This is a genomic window from Bisbaumannia salifodinae (genome assembly GCF_055388505.1).
In genome coordinates, this window is sequence record NZ_AP043781.1 from 2,172,087 (window position 1) to 2,193,003 (window position 20,917).

Below are 20,917 nucleotides of genomic sequence, written 5' to 3' on the forward strand. Positions count from 1 at the left end.
CAACAGATTCATGGTCGGCATCTCAGGCTCCTCCCTGGTCGGCGGCGACGTCAGGGGCGCGCTTGGGATAGGCCTCCGGATGGCGGCGTACATAGACCATCAGGACGTTATTGATCGCCTGCAGCAAATTCATGGTCGGCATCTCAGGCTCCTCCCTGGTCGAGGCCCGGGGCGCTCTTGGGGTAGGCCTCCGGATGGCGGCGCACATGGGCCTCCAGGGCGTCGAGCTGCTCCTTGAGGCGCGCCGGCACCTCGGCGTAGACGTCCTCCACCAGGCTCGCCAGGGGCGGCGGCGGGCGCTTCTCGGCGCGCTTCATGGTCTCCAGCACCTCGCGGCGCAGCTGCTCCTGGAGCGCCTTCTCCTCGTCATCGCTCCACCACTCCCGGGCCAGCATCCATAGCCGCATGCGATTGACCGGGTCCTTCTCCCGCCATAGCGCCTCCTCCTTCTTGCTGCGATAGCCGGAGGGGTCATCGGAGGAGGAGTGGGCCGCCAGGCGATAGGTCATGGCCTCGATCAGCACCGGCTGGTTTTGCTCCACGGCGATGCGCCGTGCCTCCCGGGTGGCGGCATAGACCGCCAGGACGTCATTACCGTCGACGCGGATCACGTGCATCTTGTAGCCGAAGGCCCGGGGCGCCACCCCGTCGGCGGCGAACTGCTCCACCGAGGGGGTGGAGATGGCGTAGCCGTTGTTGCGGCAGAAGAAGATCACCGGCGCCCGGTGCACCGCAGCCATGTTGAGGGCGGCGTGGAAGTCCCCCTCGGAGGCGGCACCCTCGCCGAAGTAGGTGATGGTGCAGTGCCCCTGGCCGTCGAGCTTCTGGCCGTAGGCGTAGCCGGCGGCCTGGGGAATCTGGGTGGCCAGGGGCGAGGAGATGGTCATGTAGTGGAGCTTGGCGCTGCCGTAGTGGATCGGCATCTGGCGCCCCTTGCCGTAGTCCTCGGCGTTGCCGAATAGCTGGTTCATGAACTCGTCGATACTGAAGCCACGGTAGGCCAGGGCGCCCTGCTCCCGGTACTGGGCCATGATCATGTCTTCGTCGTCCAGGGCCGCGGCGCTGCCGATCACCGCCGCCTCCTCCCCGGTGCACTGCATGTAGAAGGAGAGTCGCCCCTGGCGCTGGGCCGCCAGCATGCGCTCGTCGAGCACCCGGATCAGCACCATGGTGTGGTAGATGCGCCGGGCGGTCTCGCGATCGAGCTCCGGGGCCTGGGCGCCCTCGAAGAGGGTGCCGTCCTGCTGGAGCAGCGCGAAGGTGGCGATATGGAATTCATCGCCATCCATGAAGCACGGCTCATGGATGACCTGGGAAGTCGTTGTTGTGGTCATGATCCTCTTCCTTGGGTAGTGGTGAGGAATCTCTCGCCCCTTGTGGGGGCAAGTGTCATCTTTACTCTAGTCAGCCGCCAGCGATTCGCTCCAGCGCTGGATCAACGACGCCGCAGTTGACGTTAACGTTAAGATAACCAGCCAATAGCGGCTCTGCCAAGAAAATTTTCCGGGATATCGACCAAATGCCAGAGGATTCAGCGGCGACGCGGCGTCAGCGCCTCGAAGAGGCTATCGAGGGTCAGGGCCAGGACGCCGATCAGCAGCGCCCCCTGGAGGATATAGGCGCTGTTGCCGTTGACGATGCCGGCGATGATGGGATCGCCCAGGGTCTTGGCGCCGATGGTGGAGCCGATGGCGGCGGTGGCGATGCCCACCGTCACCGAGGTGCGGATGCCGGCCAGCATTACCGGCGCCGCCAGGGGCAGCTCCAGGCGCCAGAGGATCTGGCCCGGGGACATGCCCATGCCCCGGGCCGCCTCGCGCACCGCGGGGTCGATCCCCTCGATGCCGGCCAGGCCGTTGCGCAGGATCGGCAGCAACCCATAGAGCACCAGGGCCACCACCGTGGGCAGGGCGCCGAAGCCGAGGCTCGGCACCGCCAGGGCCAGTACCGCCACCGGCGGGAAGGTCTGGCCCATGGCGGCGAGCTGGCTAGCCAGGGGCAGGAAGTCGCGCCCCCAGGGACGGGTCACCACCAGGGCCGCCCCCACCCCGAGCAGGATCGCCAGCCCCGAGGCCACCCCTACCAGGGCCAGGTGGTTGAACAACAGGGCGGTGAAGTCGTCCCGGGGGTAGATCACCTCCCGGGCCTCCGGGGCCAGCCAGCGAAACCACGCCTCGGCCCGGGGCAGCCAGGCCAGCAGCCCCATCAGCCCGGCGCCCCATAGCAGGGGCACCAGGCCGCGCCGATAACGGCCCAGGGAAGGCCCCACCCCACCGGCGATCATGGGGTTTCTCCCAGCAAATCCATCAGATGCAGGCTGCCGCAGACGCGCCCCGCCTTATCCACCACCGCCAGGGTCTCGACCCGATGCCAGAGCATCACCGACAGGGCCAGGCGCAGGTCCTCGTCGGGAGACACGGCGGGCTCGACCGGCAGGCGGGCGTCGACGGGACGCATCACCCGTGCCACCGGGGTCAGGGCGGCCCGCTTGAGGCCCCGGTCGCGGCCGCCCAGCAGGGAGGTCACGAAGTCATCCGCCGGTGCCGCCAGCAGCTCGTCGGGGCTGCCCTGCTGGACGATGCGCCCGGCGCGCATTACCACCAGGCGATCGGCCAGCTTCAGGGCCTCGTCCATGTCGTGGGTGACGAAGACGATGGTCTTGCGGATCCGCCCCTGCAGGCGCCGCAGCTCCTCCTGGAGGCTCTCCCGGGTGATGGGATCCAGGGCACCGAAGGGCTCGTCCATCAGCAGGATCTCCGGATCGGCGGCCAGGGCCCGGGCCACCCCCACCCGCTGGGCCTGGCCCCCGGAGAGCTGGGCCGGGTACTTGTCGGCGAACTCCGCCGGCGCCAGCCCCAGCAGGGTCATCAGCTCCTCGACCCGCTCGCGGATGCGCGCCCGGGGCCAGCGGAGCAGCCCCGGCACCAGGGCGATATTGCGCGCCACCGTCCAGTGGGGAAAGAGGCCGGTGCTCTGGATGGCGTAGCCGATGCGCCGGCGCAGCCGCTGGGGATCGATCTCGCGGATCGGCCGGCCATCGATATGGATCTCGCCGTCGCTATGCTCGATCAGCCGGTTGATCATGCGCAGGGTGGTGGACTTGCCGCAGCCGGAGGTGCCCACCAGCACGCAGAACTCCCCCGGGGCGATATTCAGGGTGATGGCGTCCACGGCGGCCTCGGCGCCGAAGCGCTTGGTGACGCCCTTGAGGGCGATACGCGGCGTCTCGCTCATTGGACCTCCCGGCGGAGCTGAGGGCGGGTGAGCCGCGCCAGGGCGCTAAGCAGGCTATCGGCGGCCACGGCCAGGGCCAGGATCGGCAAGGCCCCCAGCAGCACCAGGTCCATGGCCGCCTGGCCCAGCCCCTGGAAGATAAAGGTGCCCAGGCCGCCGGCGCCGATCAACGCGGCCACGGCGGCCAGCCCCACGGCCTGCACGGTGGTGATGCGGATGCCCTCGAGGATCACCGGGGCGGCCAGCGGCAGACGCACCCGCCAGAAGACCTGGGCCGGGCTCATGCCCATGCCCCGGGCCGCCTCCACCACCCCCGGGTCCACCCCGTCGAGGGCCACCACGCTGTTACGGGTCATGGGCAGCAGGCTGTAGCCCACCAGGGCGATCAGCGCCGGCGCCCAGCCGATGCCCTGCACGCCCAGCTCGCCGAGCCAGGCGTAGCGGGCGGCGAGCCAGGCCAGGGGCGCCAACAAGAGCCCGAAGAGCGCCAGGCTGGGAATGGTCTGGATCAGGCTGAGCAGGGCGAAGCCGCCGCGCCGCAACCGGGGAAAGCGGCGCATGGCCAGGGCCAGGGCGAAGGCCAGCAGCAGGCTCAGCCCCACCGCCGCGGACACCAGCAGCAGGTGATAGCGCAGGGCCTCGTGGAAAGCGCCGCTGCGGCTGGCATACTCGCGCATCAGCGCCAGGCTCTCCAGGTGGCCGCCGGCCAGGGCCAGCGCCAGCGAGAGCAACGGCAACAGGGTCAGCCAGATGCCGCCTTTCAGCCGGGCCTGCAGCTCCACCCAGATCATCAGCAGCACGAAGAGCAGGGTCCAGAAGCCGGCGCCCAGGGTCACCCGGGCCTGGGAGCCCGTCACCCGGTCGGCGGCGAAGGCGGCGAGGCCCCAGGGCAGTAACACCAGGGCCACCACCACCAGGGCCCGGGCCAGGATCAGGGCGCGAATCGAGCCCCGCCAGGCGAGCGCCATCAACAGCAGCGGAAAGGCCAGGAGCGGCACGGCCCCGGGCCCCAGCCAGCCCCACGGACTCACCCCCTCCCCGGGCAGGATGCGGTTGGGGGCCACGCTGGCCAGGTCGAGCCCCAGCAGCGCGGCCAGCAGGGCCAGGCCGAGGACCAGCAGGACCCGATTGGCCGCGGCGGGCGTTCCTTCCACCACCAGGCCGCGCCCTAGTCGGCGAGGCCGTCCAGGAAGTCACCGGCCACGGCGGCCGGGTCGGCGCCATTGACCGCCACCTCGCCATTGAGGCGCTGCAGGGTCTCGAGATCCAGGGCCTCGAAGACCGGCCCCAGCAGGGACTCGATCTCGGGGTGGGCCGCGAGCACCTCGGCGCGCACCACCGGCGCCGGCTGATAGACCGGCTGCACGCCCAGGGTGTCTTCCAGCACCACCAGGTCCAGGGCCTGGAGACCGCCATCGGTGCCATAGGTCATGGCGGCATTGACGCCATTGGTGCCCAGGGCGGCGGCGCGCATGGTGGCGGCGGTATTGCCGCCGGAGAGCACCACCAGTTGATCGGAATCGAGGTCGAAGCCATAGGCGGCCTGGAAGGCCGGCAGGGCCGCCTCCGACTCCACGAACTCGGCGCTGCCGGCGAAGACGAAGTCGCCGCCCTCGGCCAGGTAATCCGCCAGGTCCTCGAGGGTGGTGAGTCCCGCCTCCCGGGCCAGGTCACCGCGCACGCTGATCGCCCAGGTATTGTTGGCCGAGGCCGGGGTCAGCCACACCAGGTCGTTGGCCTCCCGGTCGCGGTCGCGCACCGTCTCGAAGGCCGCCTCGGGGTCCTTCCATACCGGGCTGTCGGCCATATCGAAGAAGAAGGCGCCATTGCCGGTGTACTCGGGGTAGATATCGATCTCGCCGGCGCGAATCGCCTCGCGCACGATGCTGGTGCCACCGAGTTGCAGGCGACGCTGCACCTCGACCCCGCCGTTCTCCAGGGTCTGGGCGATCATCTCGCCGAGGACCGAGCCCTCGGTATCGATCTTGGAGGAGACGACGACCTGGGCCTGGGCGGCGGCGCTCCCCAGCAGGGCGGCGAGGGCGGCGATGGCGATCAGCGGCTTGTTCATGGCGCGATTTCCGTGCAGGGCGAGTGTGGTTCCAGTATAAGGAAATGATGAAACCCTGCCAGACCCTGGATCAACGGGATGCCATGGCCCTGGCCGGCCGTTACCGGCACCCCCTGGTACGCGACCTGGCCTGGCTCTGCCTGGCCCCGGATCTGCTTGCCCTGTCCCGGCCCCGTCAAGCCCGCCTCGAGAAGCTTGCCCCGACCCGACCCGGCGGCCCCACTCTCGAGAGGCTTGCCCTCTCCCCGCCTAGCCTCGAGGCGCTCACCCTGTCCTGCCCAGGCCGGCCGAGCCTCGAGGAGCTGGGCCTGGGCGACGGCGATCGCCTCGCCGCCTGGCTGGATGGCTGGGAGGCCGCGCCACAGGCGCTGGAGGCCACCCTTGGCGATCCCCGGGGCCTGCGCCTGGGCCTCTACCATGAGCGCTTCTGGCAGTTCCTGCTGGCCCGGGCCCCGGGCACCGAGCTGATCGCCCATAACCTGGCGATCCACCGCCAGGGCCGTACCCTGGGCGAACTGGACCTGCTCTATCGCCGCCGGGGCGACCCCAGGCCGGTCCATCTGGAGGTGGCGATCAAGTTCTATCTGGGCCTGCCCGAGGGGCCCGGTGGCGAGACGCACCAGGCGCGCTGGGTGGGGCCCGGCTGTGTCGATAGCCTGGCCAGCAAGCGCGAGCACCTGGTGCGCCATCAGTTGCCTATGGTGACGCGCCCCGAGGCCCGGGAGACCCTGACGGCATGGCTCGGCGAGGCGGCCGGGAAACTCCAGCAGCGCCTGGCCATGCCCGGGGTGCTCTTCTATCCGTGGCACCACCCCCTGCCGCCACCCGAGGAGGCCACTCCCGCGCATCTGCGCGGCCTCTGGCTGCCCTGGCGGGCCTGGCCGGCGCTGCGCGAGACCCTGGCCGCGGGCACCCTGGCCTCGCGGCTGCACAAGCCCCACTGGATGGCCCTCCCCGGCCCCGACCAGATGGTGCCCTTGCCCGCCCTGGAAGCCCCCCTGGCCACTCACTTCGCCCGCCCGGCGGTGATGCCCCAACCCCTGGTGCTCTATCATCAGGGAACTTGGCAGCGCCTCTTTATCGTCGGCGACGACTGGCCGCGCAAACTGCCCCTGCCGCCCTTTCCCCGTTGAGGCCCTAGCCGCTTCGAGCGTCGACCCAATAAAAACGCCCGCCCCTGCGAAGCAGGAGCGGGCGCGTGTCACGGCGGCCGTTACCTCAGCCGTCGGCGTTCTCGGCTCCCTTGTCGAGGACCCAACTGGTCCCCTCCCGGGAGTCCTTGAGGATGATCCCCAGGGCGGCCAGCTCATCGCGGATGGCATCGGCCCGGGCGAACTCCCTGGCCTTCTTGGCCTCGGCCCGCTCGGTGATGCGTGCCTCGATCTCCGCCTCGGGCAGGGGCAAGGCCCCGGCGTCCCCCTTGAGGAAGGCCGCCGGCGCCTGGGACAACAGGCCCAGCACGCCCCCCAGGCGCTTGAGCTCGAAGGCCAGGGCCGGGGCCTCGGCGGGGGCCTCCTTCTTGGCCCGATTGAGCTCCCGGGCCAGCTCGAAGAGCACCGAGACCGCCTCGGGGCTATTGAAGTCGTCATCCATGGCCGCGGTAAAGCGCGCCCGGAAGCGACCGTCCACCTCGCCCTCCCGGGCCTCCACCCCGTCCAGGGCGTTGTAGAAACGCTCCAGGGACTTGCGCGCCTCGGAGAGCGACTCCGGCGCGTAATTGATGGGGCTGCGGTAGTGGCTGGCCACCAGCAGGTAGCGCACCACTTCCGGATCGTGGTGCGCCAGCACCTCGCGGATGGTGAAGAAGTTGCCCAGGGACTTGGACATCTTCTCCTGATTGACCCGCACCGCCCCGGCGTGCATCCAGGTGTTGACGTAGGGCTTGCCGGTGGCCGCCTCGGACTGGGCGATCTCGTTCTCGTGGTGGGGGAAGGTCAGGTCCGGCCCGCCGCCATGGATATCGAAGGTCTCCCCCAGGCAGCAGGTGGACATGGCCGAGCACTCGATATGCCAGCCGGGACGCCCCTCGCCCCAGGGCGAGGGCCAGCTCGCCTCGCCGGGCTTGGCGGCCTTCCACAACACGAAGTCGAGCGGGTCCTCCTTGTGCTCGTCCACCTCGATACGCGCCCCGGAGCGCATCTCGTCGAGATCACGGTTGTTGAGCTTGCCGTAGCCCGCGAATTGGCGCACCCGGTAGTAGACGTCGCCGTTGTTCGCGGCGTAGGCATAGCCCTTGTCGATCAGGGTCTCGATCATGGCGAGGATCTCGCCGACATGACCGGTGGCCCGGGGCTCGGCGTCGGGGCGCAATACGAAGAGCCGCGCCTCGTCCTCGTGCATGGCAGCGATCATGCGCTCGGTGAGGGCGCCGATGCTCTCGCCGTTCTCCTCGGCGCGGCGCAGGATCTTGTCGTCGATATCGGTGATATTGCGCACATAGGTGACGTCATAGCCGCGATGGCGCAGATAGCGGGTAATCACATCGAAGGCCACCATCACCCGGGCATGGCCCAGGTGGCAATAGTCATAGACGGTCATGCCGCAGACATACATGCGCACCTTGCCCGGTTCGATGGGGGTGAAGGCTTCCTTGCGACGCGTCAGGGTGTTGTAGATCTGCATCCGGTTCCTCAGCCCTTTTTCTGAATCTTGGCCCAGCTGTCCTTGAGGCCCACGGTGCGGTTGAACACCAGTCGGCCCTCGGCGGCGGCGTGGCGATCGGCACAGAAGTAGCCGACTCGCTCGAACTGGAAGCGACTCTCGACGCCGGCCTCCCGAAGGCTCGGCTCGCCGATGGCCTGGCAGACCACCAGGGACTCGGGATTGAGGTGCTCGAGGAAGTCGGCGTCCTTGTCCTTGTCGGGCTGTTCCACCTGGAAGAGGTTGTCGTAGAGACGCACCTCCATGGGCACGCCGTGGGCGGTGCTGACCCAGTGGATCACCCCCTTGACCTTGCGCCCTTCCGGGTTCTTGCCCAGGGTGTCGAAGTCCACCGAGCAGCGCAGCTCGGTGACCTCGCCGGCGCCGTTCTTGGTCACCTCGTCGCAGCGGATCACATAACTGTTGCGCAGGCGCACCTCCTTGCCCGGGGCCAGGCGGAAGAACTTCTTCGGCGGCTCCTCCATAAAGTCGTCCTGGTCGATATAGAGCTCCCGGGTAAAGGGCACCTTGCGCACCCCCAGGTCATCACGGGCCGGGTGGCCGGGCACCTCATAGACCTCCTCATGGTCCTCCGGCACATTGGTCAGCACCACCTTCAACGGCTTGAGCACCGCCATGGCGCGGGGCGCGTTGTCCTCCAGGTCGGCGCGAATGGCGTGGTAGAGCATGGCGATATCCACCAGGCCGCCGTCGGCCCGGGTCACCCCGATCATCTCGCAGAACTTGCGGATCGACGCCGGCGTATAGCCGCGGCGGCGCATCCCGGAGATGGTCGGCAGGCGCGGGTCGTCCCAGCCGTCGACGATGCCCTCGTCCACCAGCAGCTTGAGCTTGCGCTTGGAGGTCAGGGTGTAGTTCATGTTGAGCCGCGCGAACTCGATCTGGCGCGGCTTGACGGGTACCGGCAGGTTGTCCAGGAACCACTCGTAGAGGGGGCGATGGTCCTCGAATTCCAGGGTACAGATGGAGTGGGTGACCCCCTCGATGGCGTCGGACTGGCCATGAGTAAAGTCATAGGAGGGGTAGATCTTCCACTTGTCGCCGGTCTGGTGGTGATGAGCGTGGCGAATCCGGTAGAGGATGGGGTCGCGCAGGTTGATATTGGGCGACGCCATGTCGATCTTGGCGCGCAACACCTTCTCGCCCTCGGCGAACTCGCCGGTGCGCATGCGCTCCAGCAGGTCGAGGTTCTCCTCCGGACTGCGTTCCCGGTAGGGGCTGGGCCTGCCGGGCTGGGTCAGGCTGCCGCGGTATTCGCGGATCTCCTCCGGCGAGAGGTCGTCCACATAGGCCTTGCCCTCGCGCACCAGGTGCTGGGCCCAGGCATAGAGCCGGTCGAAGTAGTCGGAGGCATGACGCACCGGGCCGGCCCAGTGGAAGCCCAGCCACTCCACGTCCGCCTTGATGGCGTCGATATAGGCCTGCTCCTCCTTGGTCGGGTTGGTGTCATCGAAGCGTAGGTGACAATCGCCGCCGAACTGCTCGGCGAGGCCGAAGTTGAGACAGATCGACTTGGCGTGCCCGATATGCAGGAAGCCGTTGGGCTCCGGCGGGAACCGCGTGACGATCTTGCCGGTACGGCCGGCCTCGATCTCGTCGCGGATCTGATTGCGAATGAAATTCGGCGCGCTGCTACTCTCTGTGCTCATAGGGGTGCGGGGACCTCTCGATTGGACGGCGGGCCTGACGATGCGCAGACTCGAGGGACAGCGAAGCCCGTCGGCGCTTCGCGCATCGCGGCAAAAGCGCTATTATAGCGTGACGCGGTGGCGCCACGCCAAGGCACCCCTTATATGGAAACTAGGAACGGATCGATGATCATTCTGCAGACCAATTTCGGTGACATCACCCTCGAGCTCGACCATGACAAGGCGCCCGCAACCGCGGCCAACTTCGAACAGTATGTGCGCGACGGCCACTATGATGGCACCCTCTTTCACCGGGTCATCAGCGGCTTCATGATCCAGGGCGGCGGCTTCGACACCGACTTCAACCAGAAGCCGACCCGCGACCCCATCCAGAACGAAGCGGACAACGGCCTGACCAACGTCGCCGGCAGCATCGCCATGGCGCGTACCCAGGACCCCCACTCTGCTACCGCCCAGTTCTTTATCAATGTCGCCGACAACGACTTCCTCAATCACAGCGGCAAGAACCTGCAGGGCTGGGGCTACTGCGTGTTCGGCCGCGTGGTGGACGGCATGGACGTGGTGGAGCGCATCAAGGCGGTGGATACCACCCGTCGCGGCATGCACGCCGATGTGCCCGCCGAGGACGTGGTCATCCAGCGCGCCTACCTGCAGGACGCCTGAACTCGCCTCGCCCCATAACGCCCGCCCCGTGCGGGCGTTTTGCTCTCTCCGACCCGAGATTAGCCATGAGCACCCTGCTGATTTCCGATCTGCATCTACAGCCCCAGGCCCCCGGGATCACCGCGGGCTTCCTCGCCTACCTGGAGCGCGCCCGGGGGGCCGAGGCCCTCTATATCCTCGGCGACTTCTTCGAGGCCTGGATCGGCGACGACCTGCTGGCCCTCGGCGATGCCGACCCCAGCGGCCACGCCGCCCTCGCCGCCGAGGTGGCCCAGGCCCTCAGGCGCCTGGCCGAGAGCGGCACCGCCCTCTACCTGATGCACGGCAACCGCGACTTCCTGCTCGGCGACGACTATGCCGCCGCCTGCGGCGCTACCCTGCTGCCGGACCCCAGCGTGGTGGAGATCGATGGCCAGCGCATCCTCCTGATGCATGGCGACAGCCTGTGCACCCGGGACGAGGCCTATATGGCCTTCCGCGCCCAGGCCCGGGATCCCCGCTGGCAGGCACAGATCCTCGCCATGCCGATCCCCGAGCGCCTGGCCCTGGCCCGGCAGTTGCGGGATCGCTCCGGCGAGGCCAACTCCAACAAGGCGGAGGACATCATGGATGTGACCCCGGACGAGGTGGTACGGGTGATGCGCGAGCACGGGGTCACCACCCTGATCCATGGCCATACCCATCGCCCGGCGCTGCATCCCATGGAACTGGACGGCCAGCCGGCCCGGCGCCTGGTGCTGGGCGACTGGCAGCCCACCAAGGGCTGGGAGATCCGCCTGGAGGCGGGCCAGCCGCCCAGGCTAAGAGACTTTCCCCTCGATGCCTGATGCTAAAAACGGCCCGCCCCAAGGCGGGCCGTTCATCCCTCCGCGCTCTTAGTCAGGCGACATGCCTCCCGCAGGGCGGTGATCGCTTCCGTTTCGGGCAGACGTCCACCCTCGCCGATAAGCTTCAGTCGGCCGAATGGAAGAGTCGGCGCCAGAATGCCTAACTTCCCGGCACTGCCGACAGCCGACACGCCTCCAGCAGACTCTCCATCTCCTCCACCTCGGGCAGACGCCCCGACTCGCCGATGATCTCGAGACGGGAATCCCTTCGCCAGGCACTCTCCGTCAGGCTCACCCGCCCCTCGGCGCGGTTATAGAGCCACCAGCCCGTCTCGGCATGAAGCACCGCCTTGATCCGCAAGTCGCCGGCCAGCTCGCCGAGGCCATGACTGAGGCGATCCAGGTCGAAGACCTCGGCCGGGTGCCAGCGCCAGCCCAGGCTCACATGCCCCAGGGACTCACCGCGCCGGAAGATCGGCCGCCCTGGCTCGGGCTCTCGCGCCTCTTGCGGTTCTTCCTGGCGACCGGCCAGCGGGGCTAATGCCTGATGCGCCGCCGGCCGCTCGTCATGGCGCTCGTCACGGGGCAGGCTGTCGAAGAGCAGCGCGGCCGGCAGGCGACCGAAGGGGGCCTCGCAGATCCAGCGCTTGGGGGGCCAGAGCGCCTCCAGATGCCGCCGTGCCTCGAGGCGCTGCGCCTCGCTGGCCTGATCCACCAGGGTCAGGGCCACCCCGTCGGCCAACGCCAACTGATCGTGGAAGGTAGCATTGGCCTGGACCCGGGGCTCCTCCAAGCGCCGCGGATCGAGCACCGCGATCACCTCCTTCACCTCCAGCACCCCGGCGAAGGCCTCGCCGCGCAGCAGATCCAACAGGCCGGCGGGGTGCCCGAGCCCCGACGGCTCGATCAGCAGGCGATCGGGACGATGACGATGCAGCAGGTTGACCAGGGAGGCCTGGAGCACGAAGGCCAGTTGACAGCAGAGACAGCCCCCGGGCACCCCCTTGACGATGATCTCGTCACTGGCCTCGAACATCGCCTGGTCGATCCCCACCTGGCCGAACTCATTCACTACCACCGCCCAGCGCTCGCCGGCGGGCTTGAGCTCGAGCAGCTCGTGGATCAGGGTACTCTTGCCGCTCCCCAGGAAGCCGGTGACCACGTGCACCGGTATCGGCGTGACGATCCGCATGATGCCCCCAAAATCGTTATTTAATAACATTATACGGCCAAAAAAACGCACGGCCGCAGGCCGTGCGTTTTCTGGCGTGGCTTAGAGTCGCTCGATCTTGGCCTCGGCGCGCAGGCGCTCCAGCAGGCCGGTCAGCGCCGACTGGGCCCGCACGCGCTCCGCCATCTGAGCCACCAGGGCTTCCAGCTGCGCATCGGCCTCCCCCTCACCCACCGCGTCCAGGGCGAGTACCGCCACGCCCTGCTCGGTGGAGGCGATACCATAGCGGGGACCATTATCGGGACGCGGCAGCCGGAAGGCCTCGGCCAGGATCGCCGGAGCAACATTCTCGGCGCGATTGCGGCTCGCCTCCTCGACCCGGGTCCAGGCCCAGTCGACGGACTCGCCGCCACGCAGGGCCGCCAAGCGCGCCTCGGCCAGCTCCCCCAGGGCCTCGCGCTCGCGCCGGGCACTCAGCTCGGCGACGACCCGCTCGCGCATTTCGTCGAGGGCCGGGGTGGCGGCCGGGCGATGCTCCGCGACCCGCACCACCAGGCGACGCTCCTCGTCGAGTTCGATCACCTCGCTGTTGAAGCCCTCGACCAGCACCTCGTCGCTGAAGGCCTCGGCCATCACCCCCGGCTCGCCGAGCACTCCCTGGCCATGATCCCGGGTCAGCCAGTCGCTCTCCCGCAGCGGCAGACCGAGGTCACTCGCGACGCTATCCAGGTCCTCGGCGGCGAAGCTCTCCTCGATCAGGCGCTGGGCCAGGCGATTGAACTCGTCGCCCACCTCGGCCAAGGCCACCTCCTCGCGCAATTCGTCGCGCAACTGCTCGAAGGGCGGCAGGTCCAGTTCGGTCACCGTGACCAGGTGCAGGCCATTGTCGGTCTCGACGATCCCCGAGACCTGACCGGGCGCCAGGGCGAAGGCGGCATCCTCGAAGGCCTCACCGAAGAAGCCGCGACTGATAAAGCCGAGATCGCCGCCCTGCTCCGCGGAACTGGTGTCATCGGAATAGCGGGCGGCCAAGGCCGCGAAGTCGTCGCCATCGGCGAGGCGGTCTCGCACCTCTTCGAGGCGTGCCTCCGCCTCTTCCCGGCTGCGCTCCTCATTGAAAGTCACCATGATATGCGCCACCCGACGCTCGGCGTCCTGGCCACGCCGCTCATAGGCCGCCTGCAACTGCTCCTCGTCGACCTCCATCTCACCGGCCAGGCGCTGGCGATCGAGTAGCACGTACTCCAGGCGCACCTGCTCCGGGCGTTGGTAGCGCTCGGCGTTGGCCTCGTAGTAGGCGGCAATCTCCGCCTCCTCGAGCCGCACCGGCGCATCCAGATCATCCCCGGAAAGCAGATGGTAGCGGAAGCTGCGTACCTGACGCTGCAGGGCCGCCAGGCGCTCACGCTCGCCTTCCAGGGTGAAATCGCTGAGCACCAGGCCATTCTGCAGCTGCTCGCGACGCAGGTCGCTACGCAGCTGTTCGCGGAAGCCGAGCGGCGTATAACCGGCACTGGCCAGGCGGTTACGGAAGATATCCCGATCGAAGCGACCATCCTGATCGTGGAATTCCGGCAGGGTGAGGAGGATGCGATCGAGTTGCTCCTCGGAGAGATGCAGGCCCCCGTCGGCGGCGTACTGATCCAGCAGGCGCAGGGTGATCAGCTCATCGAGCACCTGGCCACGCAGGGCGCGCTCCTGCTCGGGCGGCACCTGGCCACTGCGCAGGGCCCGCTGCACCTGCAGCTCCACCTCCTGGCGGGTGATCGGCTCACCATTGACCTTGGCGACGTCATTGGCGCCTCCGGTGAAGAGCCCGATCAGGGCATCGGCCCCGAACAGGGCCATGGTGACGACGATGGCGCCGATAATAATCTTGGCGCCCCAGCTCTTGGAGCGATCGCGAATACTTTGCAGCATGATGCCCTCGGCAAAGAGTAAGGCAAGAAGGTGCGTGAAGGATGATATCCGCCACTGGCCCCTCGGGGCCAGTGGCAGAGGCAGACAACAAAAAGGCGCATCGCCGAGACGATGCGCCTTTCACGGAGTCGACCGCAGGCGTGTCTGCCCTTAGTTGACCGAATCCTTGAGCGCCTTGCCGGCCTTGAAGCTAGGCACCTTGGCGGCGCTGATCTCGATGGGCTGGCCGGTCTGCGGGTTGCGGCCGGTACGCGCGGCACGCTCCTTGACGGTGAAGGTACCGAAACCCACCAGGGAAACGGCATCGCCCTTCTTCAGGCTATCGGTGACGGCCTCAACCATGGCATCCAGTGCGCGGGTGGCCGCGGCCTTGGGAATATCGGCAGACGCGGCAATGGCTTCGATCAGCTCGGACTTGTTCACACTTCACCCCTTGAATATTGCAAAAATTGACATGTGGCTGCGCTGGCTTGAGGCGACTTACGCGATCACAGCAAGGCGCTTTTTATAGCAATGCCACGAAAGACCTGTCAAGCAACCTCTAGCGCAATCTCGCGTCATGGCGGGCTTTTCTACTCGCCATGACACGAAAAACCGCATTAATGAGTACTAACCACCGAACGGGAAGATGCCGGATCGTCGGGACGTTTTTTCTCGCCTTCAACACCGGCCTTTTCCACCAGCGCCGTATCGAGAACCTCATCGATCCAACGCACGGGTCTGATGTCCAGGGCTTCCTTGATATTATCGGGGACCTCCTTGAGGTCACGCCGATTTTCCTCTGGTATTAGCACAATCTTTATACCACCGCGCCGGGCGGCCAGCAATTTCTCCTTGAGGCCACCGATGGGCAATACCTCACCACGCAGGTTGACCTCGCCGGTCATCGCCAGGTCGCAGCGCACCGGGCGCTCGCTGAAGGCAGAGACCATGGCGGTAACCATGGCGATGCCGGCGCTGGGACCATCCTTGGGAGTCGCCCCCTCCGGCACATGGATATGCAGATCCTCCTTCTCGAAGCGCTCCGGGTCGATGCCCAGGGCCTGGGCCCGGGAGCGCACCACCGTCAGGGCGGCGCTCACCGACTCCTTCATCACGTCGCCCAGGGAGCCGGTCTTGTTGAGACGCCCCTTGCCGGGGGTGACCACCGACTCGATATTGAGTAGCTCACCACCCACCGAGGTCCAAGCCAGGCCGGTGACCCGTCCCACCTGGTTCTCCTGATCGGCCAGGCCATAGCTGTAGCGACGCACCCCGGCGTAGTGTTCGATATCGGCGGCCTTGAGTTCCCGGGCCGCCTGGGCCCCCTCCTTGGCCTCGGCCTCGAGACGCTCGCGCAGCACCTTGCGGCACACCTTGGCGATCTGCCGCTCCAGCTCGCGCACCCCGGCCTCGCGGCTGTAGTAGCGAATCAGCTCGAGGATGGCGTCATCGCCGAGGCTCAGCTCGTCCTCCTTGAAGCCGTTGGCCTTGAGCTGCTTGGGTACCAGGTAGCGCCTGGCGATCGCCAGCTTCTCGTCCTCGGTGTAGCCGGGCAGACGAATGATCTCCATGCGGTCCAGCAAGGGACCCGGGATATTCATGGAGTTGGCAGTGCAGATAAACATCACCTCGGAGAGGTCATAGTCCAGCTCCAGGTAGTGGTCGCTGAACTTGTCATTCTGCTCCGGATCGAGCACCTCGAGCAGCGCCGAGGCGGGGTCGCCACGGTGGTCCATGCCGATCTTGTCGACCTCGTCGAAGAGGAAGAGCGGGTTCTTGACCCCGGCCTTGCTCATGCGCTGGATCAGCTTGCCCGGCAGGGAACCGATATAGGTACGGCGATGGCCGCGGATCTCCGACTCGTCGCGCACCCCCCCCAGGGCCAGGCGCACATACTTGCGGTTGGTGGCCCGGGCGATGGACTGGCCGAGGGAGGTCTTGCCCACCCCGGGCGGCCCCACCAGGCAGAGCACCGGCCCCTTGAGCTTCTTGACGCGCTTCTGCACCGCCAGGTACTCGAGGATCCGTTCCTTGACCTCTTCCAGGCCATAGTGATCGGCGTCCAGCACCTCGGCGGCACGCGCCAGGTCGTGCTTGACCCGGGTGCGCTTCTTCCAGGGTACCGAGATCAGCCAGTCCAGGTAGGAGCGCACCACGGTGGCCTCGGCGGAGTTGGGCGCCATCATCTTCAGCTTGCCCAGCTCCTGGGTCGCCTTCTCGGCGGCCTCCTTGGGCATGCCGGACTCCTGGATCGCCGTCTCGTACTTCTCGGCCTCGTTGGGCACGTTCTCGAGCTCGCCCATCTCCTTCTGGATGGCCTTCATCTGCTCGTTGAGATAGTACTCCCGCTGGGACTTCTCCATCTGGTCCTTGACCCGGGAGCGGATGCGCTTCTCTACCTGCAGCAGATCGATCTCCGCCTCGATCAGCGCCATCAGGTGCTCGATGCGATCGCGCACCCGATCCATCTCCAGCAGCTCCTGCTTGTCGTCGATCTTCAGCGACAGGTGGGCGCAGATGGTATCCACCAGGCGGCTGGGATCCTCGATGCCGGCCAGGGAGTTGAGCACCTCATTGGGCACCTTCTTGGAGAGCTTGACGTACTGCTCGAACTGGTTGAGCAGCACCCGCACCAGGGAATCCTGCTCCCGGGGGCTCAACGGCTCGCTCTCACGCAGGCGCACCTCGCCGCGGGTGTAACCCTCGACCTCGTCGAGGCTCACCACGTCGGCCCGGGACTCGCCCTCGATCAGTACCTTGACGGTACCGTCGGGGAGCTTGAGCAGCTGCATGATCTCGGCCACGGTGCCCACGGCGAAGAGATCGTTGCGATCGGGGTCGTCCTGGCCGGCCTCGCGCTGGGCCACCAGCAGCACCCGCTTGTCGGCGGCCATGGCGGCCTCCAGGGCCAGGATCGATTTCTCGCGGCCCACGAACAGCGGGATGACCATCTGCGGGTAGACGACCACATCGCGCAGGGGCAACAGGGGCAGACTCTGGGTCTGTTCGGCGTTCTGCTGCATCGCAGACGTTCCTCAAAACTCGAAGGGATTGGTCAGGTGATGGGGGCGACCCGTCCCCTTTGCAAGCGGGGCACACAAAAAAGGGCCGCCGGGGCGGCCCCATGAGACGGGGAGGCGCCTAGCCGTCCTTGCCGGCCACCTTGCCCTCATCCTGCTGAGAGTAGATCAACAGCGGCTCGCTCTCGCCGGCAATCACCGACTCATCGATCACCACCTGAGTGACGCCCTCCAGGGAGGGAATCTCGTACATGGTGTCGAGCAGCACCGACTCGAGAATGGAGCGCAGGCCGCGGGCCCCGGTCTTGCGTGCCATGGCCTTGGCAGCCACCGCCCGCAGGGCATCCTCGCGGAACTCCAGCTCCACGCCCTCCATCTCGAACAGCTTGGCATACTGCTTGATCAGGGAGTTCTTGGGCTCGGTCAGGATCTGGATCAGCGCATCCTCGTTGAGCTCGGTGAGGGTGGCGATCACCGGCAGGCGACCGACGAACTCGGGGATCAGGCCGAACTTGACCAGATCCTCCGGCTCCACATCCATCAGCACGTCGCCGACGCCCTTGCTCTCGTCCTTGCTCTTGACCTGGGCATTGAAGCCGATGCCGCCCTTCTCGGCCCGGTCGCGGATCACCTTGTCGAGGCCGGCGAAGGCGCCGCCGACGATAAACAGGATATTGCCGGTATCCACCTGCAGGAACTCCTGCTGGGGATGCTTGCGCCCGCCCTGGGGCGGTACCGAGGCGGTGGTGCCCTCGATCAGCTTGAGCAGGGCCTGCTGCACCCCTTCCCCGGAGACGTCCCGGGTGATGGAGGGGTTGTCCGACTTGCGGGAGATCTTGTCGATCTCGTCGATGTAGACGATGCCGCGCTGGGCCTTCTCCACATCGTAGTCGCACTTCTGCAGCAGCTTCTGGATGATGTTCTCCACGTCCTCGCCGACATAGCCCGCCTCGGTGAGGGTGGTGGCATCGGCGATGGTGAAGGGCACATTGAGCAGCCGCGCCAGGGTCTCCGCGAGCAGGGTCTTGCCGCTGCCGGTGGGGCCGATCAGCAGGATGTTGGACTTGCCGAGTTCGACGTCGTCGCTCTTCACCCCGGCGCGCAGGCGCTTGTAGTGGTTATAGACCGCCACCGACAGCACCATCTTGGCGCGATCCTGGCCGATCACGTAATCATCGAGGGTATGACGGATTTCGCGGGGAACCGGCAGGCGATCCTCCTCGCTCTCCGCATCGGCCTCGAGAACCTCTTCACGAATGATGTCGTTGCACAGATCGACACACTCGTCGCAGATGTAGACGGATGGGCCCGCGATCAGCTTACGCACTTCGTTCTGATTCTTGCCGCAGAACGAGCAATAAAGCAGCTTGCTGCCCTCGTCCTTGCCTTTGCCGTCGGCCATTCGCGTACCTCTTGATGAACGGCGGCTCGCGGGCCGCCGGAAATTGCATGTCGTGGATGCGACTCGGGTCAAGCTATCAGGAGTCCGGACGCTTATCCAGCACGGCATCGATCAGGCCATACTCCGCCGCCTGGGCCCCATTCATGAAGTTGTCACGATCGGTATCCCGGGCGATGGTCTCGATGTCCTGGCCGGTGTGGTGGGCGAGGATCTGATTGAGCTTGTGACGGATACTGAGGATCTCCTTGGTGTGGATCTCGATATCCGAGGCCTGGCCCTGGTAGCCACCCAGCGGCTGGTGGATCATCATCCGCGAATTGGGCAGGCAGTAACGCTTGCCGGCGGCGCCGCCGGCCAACAGCAGGGCGCCCATGCTGGCGGCCTGGCCGATGCAGACGGTCGAAACATCGGGCTTGACGAACTGCATGGTGTCGTAGATCGACATCCCCGCGGTCACCGAGCCACCCGGCGAATTGATGTAGAGGTGGATGTCCTTATCGGGATTCTCGGACTCCAGGAACAGCAGCTGCGCCACCACCAGGTTGGCCATGTAGTCTTCCACCGGGCCGACCAGGAAGATCACGCGCTCCTTGAGCAGACGCGAGTAGATATCGTAGGCGCGCTCGCCCCGTGCACTCTGCTCGACCACCATCGGCACCAGGCCGCCGGCATTCTTGATCTCGAAGTCGTTGCCCATCTCTGTGGCGTCCTTCTTCCGGTAAGTGCCCCCGGCCCATGCCGGGTCCCATCCCTTAATGGCCGCCGACCCTAAGGCCAGCGACCCACGGCCTTACGCCTTGGCGTCGGCATCCTCGTCGGCCTCGGCCTCGTCGCCGGCCTGCTGATTGGCGGCGGCCAGGGCCTGTTCGTAGGACATCTCCACGTCCTGGACCTTGGCCTGGCCGAGCAGCAGCTCGATGGCCTTCTCTTCCAGCAGGGAGGACTTGATCTGATTCTTGAGCTGGTCGTTGCTCAGGTAGTAGTCGACTACCTGCTGCGGATCCTGGTACTGCTCGGCCAGTTCCTCGACCTTGGCCTTGATCTCGTCGTCGCTGGCGTCGAGCTCATTGACCTTGACCACCTCGGCCAGCAGCAGGCCCACCTGGACGCGGCTCTTGGCCTGGTCGGCGAACAGCTCGTTAGGCAGCTGGGAGACATCGAAGTCTTCGCCCAGGCCGAACTGCTGGGCGGCCTGGCGCTTGAGGCCGTCGGTCTCCTGCTGGATCAGGGCCTGGGGCACCTCGATCTCGTTGCCCTGCTTGAGGGCCTCGAGAACCTGTTGCTTGACGCGATTCTCGACGGCCTGAGAGGCCTCGCGGCTCATGTTCTTGCGTACTTCGGCCTGGAAGGCCTCGACGCCACCCTCTTCGACACCGAACTGCTTGATGAATTCCTCATTCACCTCGGGCAGTTCCTGGGCGCTGACGGCGTGCACCTTGACCTTGAAGGTGGCTTCCTGGCCGGCCAGGTGCTCGGCCTGGTAGTCCTCGGGGAAGGTGACCTTGATCTCCTTCTCCTCGCCGGCCTTGGCGCCCTCGAGCTGCGCCTCGAAGCCGGGGATAAAGCTGTTGGAGCCCAGCACCAGCTGATGACCCTCGGCACTGCCGCCCTCGAAAGGCTCATCACCCAGGAAGCCCTGGAAGTCGATGGTGACCTGGTCGCCCTCGGCGGCGGCGCGCTCCACCTCGGCCCAGCCGGCGTTCTGCTTGCGCAGGGTATCGATCATCTGCTCGACGTCGGCGTCGGTGATCTCGACCTGGGGGCGCTCCACCTCGGTCCCCTCGATGCCCTTGAGCTCGATTTCCGGATAGATCTCCAGGGTGGCCACGAACTCCAGGTCCTTGCCGGACTCGTTGACGGTGGGCTCGATTTCCGGGAAACCGGCCGGGTTCAGGCTCTCCTGGGTGATGGCCTGCACATAGCGCTCGCGCATCACCTCGCCCACCACCTCATTGCGCACCTGTCCGCCGAAGCGCTGGCGCACCACGGACATCGGCACCTTGCCCTGGCGGAAGCCGTTGAGGCGCACGTTCTTGGCGGTGTCCTGAAGACGGGCCGCCACGGCCTGGTCGACCTCGGCCGCGGGAACCTGGACCTTGACGCGGCGCTCGATGCTGGAGGTCGTCTCGACGGAAACTTGCATGAATTGTCCTCTACCGACTGGGGGCGTTCGTTACGAATGCGTTGGAAGATCAAAGGGCTGATTTTAAGAAGCCCACTGCGCGCTGGCAAGCGCCATGCCCGTAAGATGGGGACGTTGCTCGCGGATCACAAGGGGAAAATGACAGAACCGCCAGGCAGGCGGAAACACGAAAGC

Annotated in this window: 17 protein-coding genes; 3 read left to right on the top strand and 14 right to left on the bottom strand. The window is 66.8% G+C overall.

What is annotated here, in order from left to right:
• Nucleotides 1–143: 143 nt before the first annotated feature.
• From ACZ5EF_RS09865 to osmF, 5 genes are all read right to left on the bottom strand, one after another.
• Complete coding sequence (locus ACZ5EF_RS09865) at nucleotides 144–1,334, bottom strand: thiamine pyrophosphate-dependent dehydrogenase E1 component subunit alpha (RefSeq protein WP_346062326.1); 1,191 nt, start codon at nucleotides 1,332–1,334, stop codon at nucleotides 144–146.
• Nucleotides 1,335–1,531: 197 nt separating this feature from the next.
• Complete coding sequence (locus tag ACZ5EF_RS09870; RefSeq protein WP_346062325.1) at nucleotides 1,532–2,284, bottom strand: ABC transporter permease; 753 nt, start codon at nucleotides 2,282–2,284, stop codon at nucleotides 1,532–1,534.
• Nucleotides 2,281–3,234 carry an ABC transporter ATP-binding protein gene (locus ACZ5EF_RS09875; RefSeq protein WP_346062324.1) on the bottom strand — a complete coding sequence of 318 codons (954 nt, stop codon included), beginning with the start codon at nucleotides 3,232–3,234 and terminating at the stop codon, nucleotides 2,281–2,283. The genes ACZ5EF_RS09870 and ACZ5EF_RS09875 overlap by 4 nt, the downstream gene beginning before the upstream one ends.
• Complete coding sequence (locus ACZ5EF_RS09880; RefSeq protein WP_379729748.1) at nucleotides 3,231–4,391, bottom strand: ABC transporter permease; 1,161 nt, start codon at nucleotides 4,389–4,391, stop codon at nucleotides 3,231–3,233. The genes ACZ5EF_RS09875 and ACZ5EF_RS09880 overlap by 4 nt, the downstream gene beginning before the upstream one ends.
• Before the next feature lie 11 nt (nucleotides 4,392–4,402).
• On the bottom strand, nucleotides 4,403–5,305 hold the full coding sequence (gene osmF / locus ACZ5EF_RS09885) for a glycine betaine ABC transporter substrate-binding protein OsmF (protein ID WP_346062322.1): 903 nt from the start codon (nucleotides 5,303–5,305) through the stop codon (nucleotides 4,403–4,405).
• Between the two features lie 47 nt (nucleotides 5,306–5,352).
• Between osmF and ACZ5EF_RS09890 the strand changes: the two genes are divergently transcribed.
• Complete coding sequence (locus ACZ5EF_RS09890) at nucleotides 5,353–6,438, top strand: DUF1853 family protein (protein WP_346062321.1); 1,086 nt, start codon at nucleotides 5,353–5,355, stop codon at nucleotides 6,436–6,438.
• An 85-nt stretch (nucleotides 6,439–6,523) separates the two neighbouring features.
• Here ACZ5EF_RS09890 and cysS read toward each other — a convergent pair whose 3' ends face one another.
• On the bottom strand, nucleotides 6,524–7,927 hold the full coding sequence (gene cysS, locus ACZ5EF_RS09895) for a cysteine--tRNA ligase (protein ID WP_346062320.1): 1,404 nt from the start codon (nucleotides 7,925–7,927) through the stop codon (nucleotides 6,524–6,526).
• A gap of 8 nt (nucleotides 7,928–7,935) precedes the next feature.
• Entirely contained in the window at nucleotides 7,936–9,615 is a 1,680-nt protein-coding gene (locus tag ACZ5EF_RS09900; RefSeq protein ID WP_346062319.1) for a glutamine--tRNA ligase/YqeY domain fusion protein, read from the bottom strand.
• A gap of 165 nt (nucleotides 9,616–9,780) precedes the next feature.
• Between ACZ5EF_RS09900 and ACZ5EF_RS09905 the strand changes: the two genes are divergently transcribed.
• Both ACZ5EF_RS09905 and ACZ5EF_RS09910 read left to right on the top strand, forming a co-directional pair.
• Entirely contained in the window at nucleotides 9,781–10,278 is a 498-nt protein-coding gene (locus ACZ5EF_RS09905; protein WP_346062318.1) for a peptidylprolyl isomerase, read from the top strand.
• A gap of 65 nt (nucleotides 10,279–10,343) precedes the next feature.
• Entirely contained in the window at nucleotides 10,344–11,105 is a 762-nt protein-coding gene (locus ACZ5EF_RS09910) for a UDP-2,3-diacylglucosamine diphosphatase (protein ID WP_346062317.1), read from the top strand.
• Nucleotides 11,106–11,265: 160 nt separating this feature from the next.
• Here ACZ5EF_RS09910 and ACZ5EF_RS09915 read toward each other — a convergent pair whose 3' ends face one another.
• From ACZ5EF_RS09915 to tig, 7 genes are all read right to left on the bottom strand, one after another.
• Complete coding sequence (locus tag ACZ5EF_RS09915) at nucleotides 11,266–12,297, bottom strand: CobW family GTP-binding protein (RefSeq protein WP_346062316.1); 1,032 nt, start codon at nucleotides 12,295–12,297, stop codon at nucleotides 11,266–11,268.
• Nucleotides 12,298–12,378: 81 nt separating this feature from the next.
• The gene (locus ACZ5EF_RS09920) at nucleotides 12,379–14,196 is read right to left on the bottom strand and encodes a SurA N-terminal domain-containing protein (protein ID WP_346062315.1); all 1,818 of its coding nucleotides are present in this window, start codon (nucleotides 14,194–14,196) and stop codon (nucleotides 12,379–12,381) included.
• A 150-nt stretch (nucleotides 14,197–14,346) separates the two neighbouring features.
• Entirely contained in the window at nucleotides 14,347–14,619 is a 273-nt protein-coding gene (locus tag ACZ5EF_RS09925) for an HU family DNA-binding protein (protein ID WP_346062314.1), read from the bottom strand.
• A gap of 176 nt (nucleotides 14,620–14,795) precedes the next feature.
• Nucleotides 14,796–17,201 (bottom strand): endopeptidase La, encoded by a 2,406-nt coding sequence (lon, locus tag ACZ5EF_RS09930; RefSeq protein ID WP_346062313.1) that lies wholly within the window; start codon nucleotides 17,199–17,201, stop codon nucleotides 14,796–14,798.
• Between the two features lie 118 nt (nucleotides 17,202–17,319).
• Nucleotides 17,320–18,600, bottom strand: coding sequence for an ATP-dependent Clp protease ATP-binding subunit ClpX (gene clpX / locus ACZ5EF_RS09935; RefSeq protein ID WP_346062312.1), 1,281 nt, complete (start codon nucleotides 18,598–18,600; stop codon nucleotides 17,320–17,322).
• 76 nt (nucleotides 18,601–18,676) lie between these two features.
• Entirely contained in the window at nucleotides 18,677–19,297 is a 621-nt protein-coding gene (clpP, locus tag ACZ5EF_RS09940; RefSeq protein WP_195859456.1) for an ATP-dependent Clp endopeptidase proteolytic subunit ClpP, read from the bottom strand.
• Between the two features lie 93 nt (nucleotides 19,298–19,390).
• A complete protein-coding gene (gene tig, locus ACZ5EF_RS09945) occupies nucleotides 19,391–20,743 on the bottom strand; it encodes a trigger factor (RefSeq protein ID WP_346062311.1) in 1,353 nt (450 codons plus the stop codon).
• Nucleotides 20,744–20,917 lie beyond the last annotated feature (174 nt).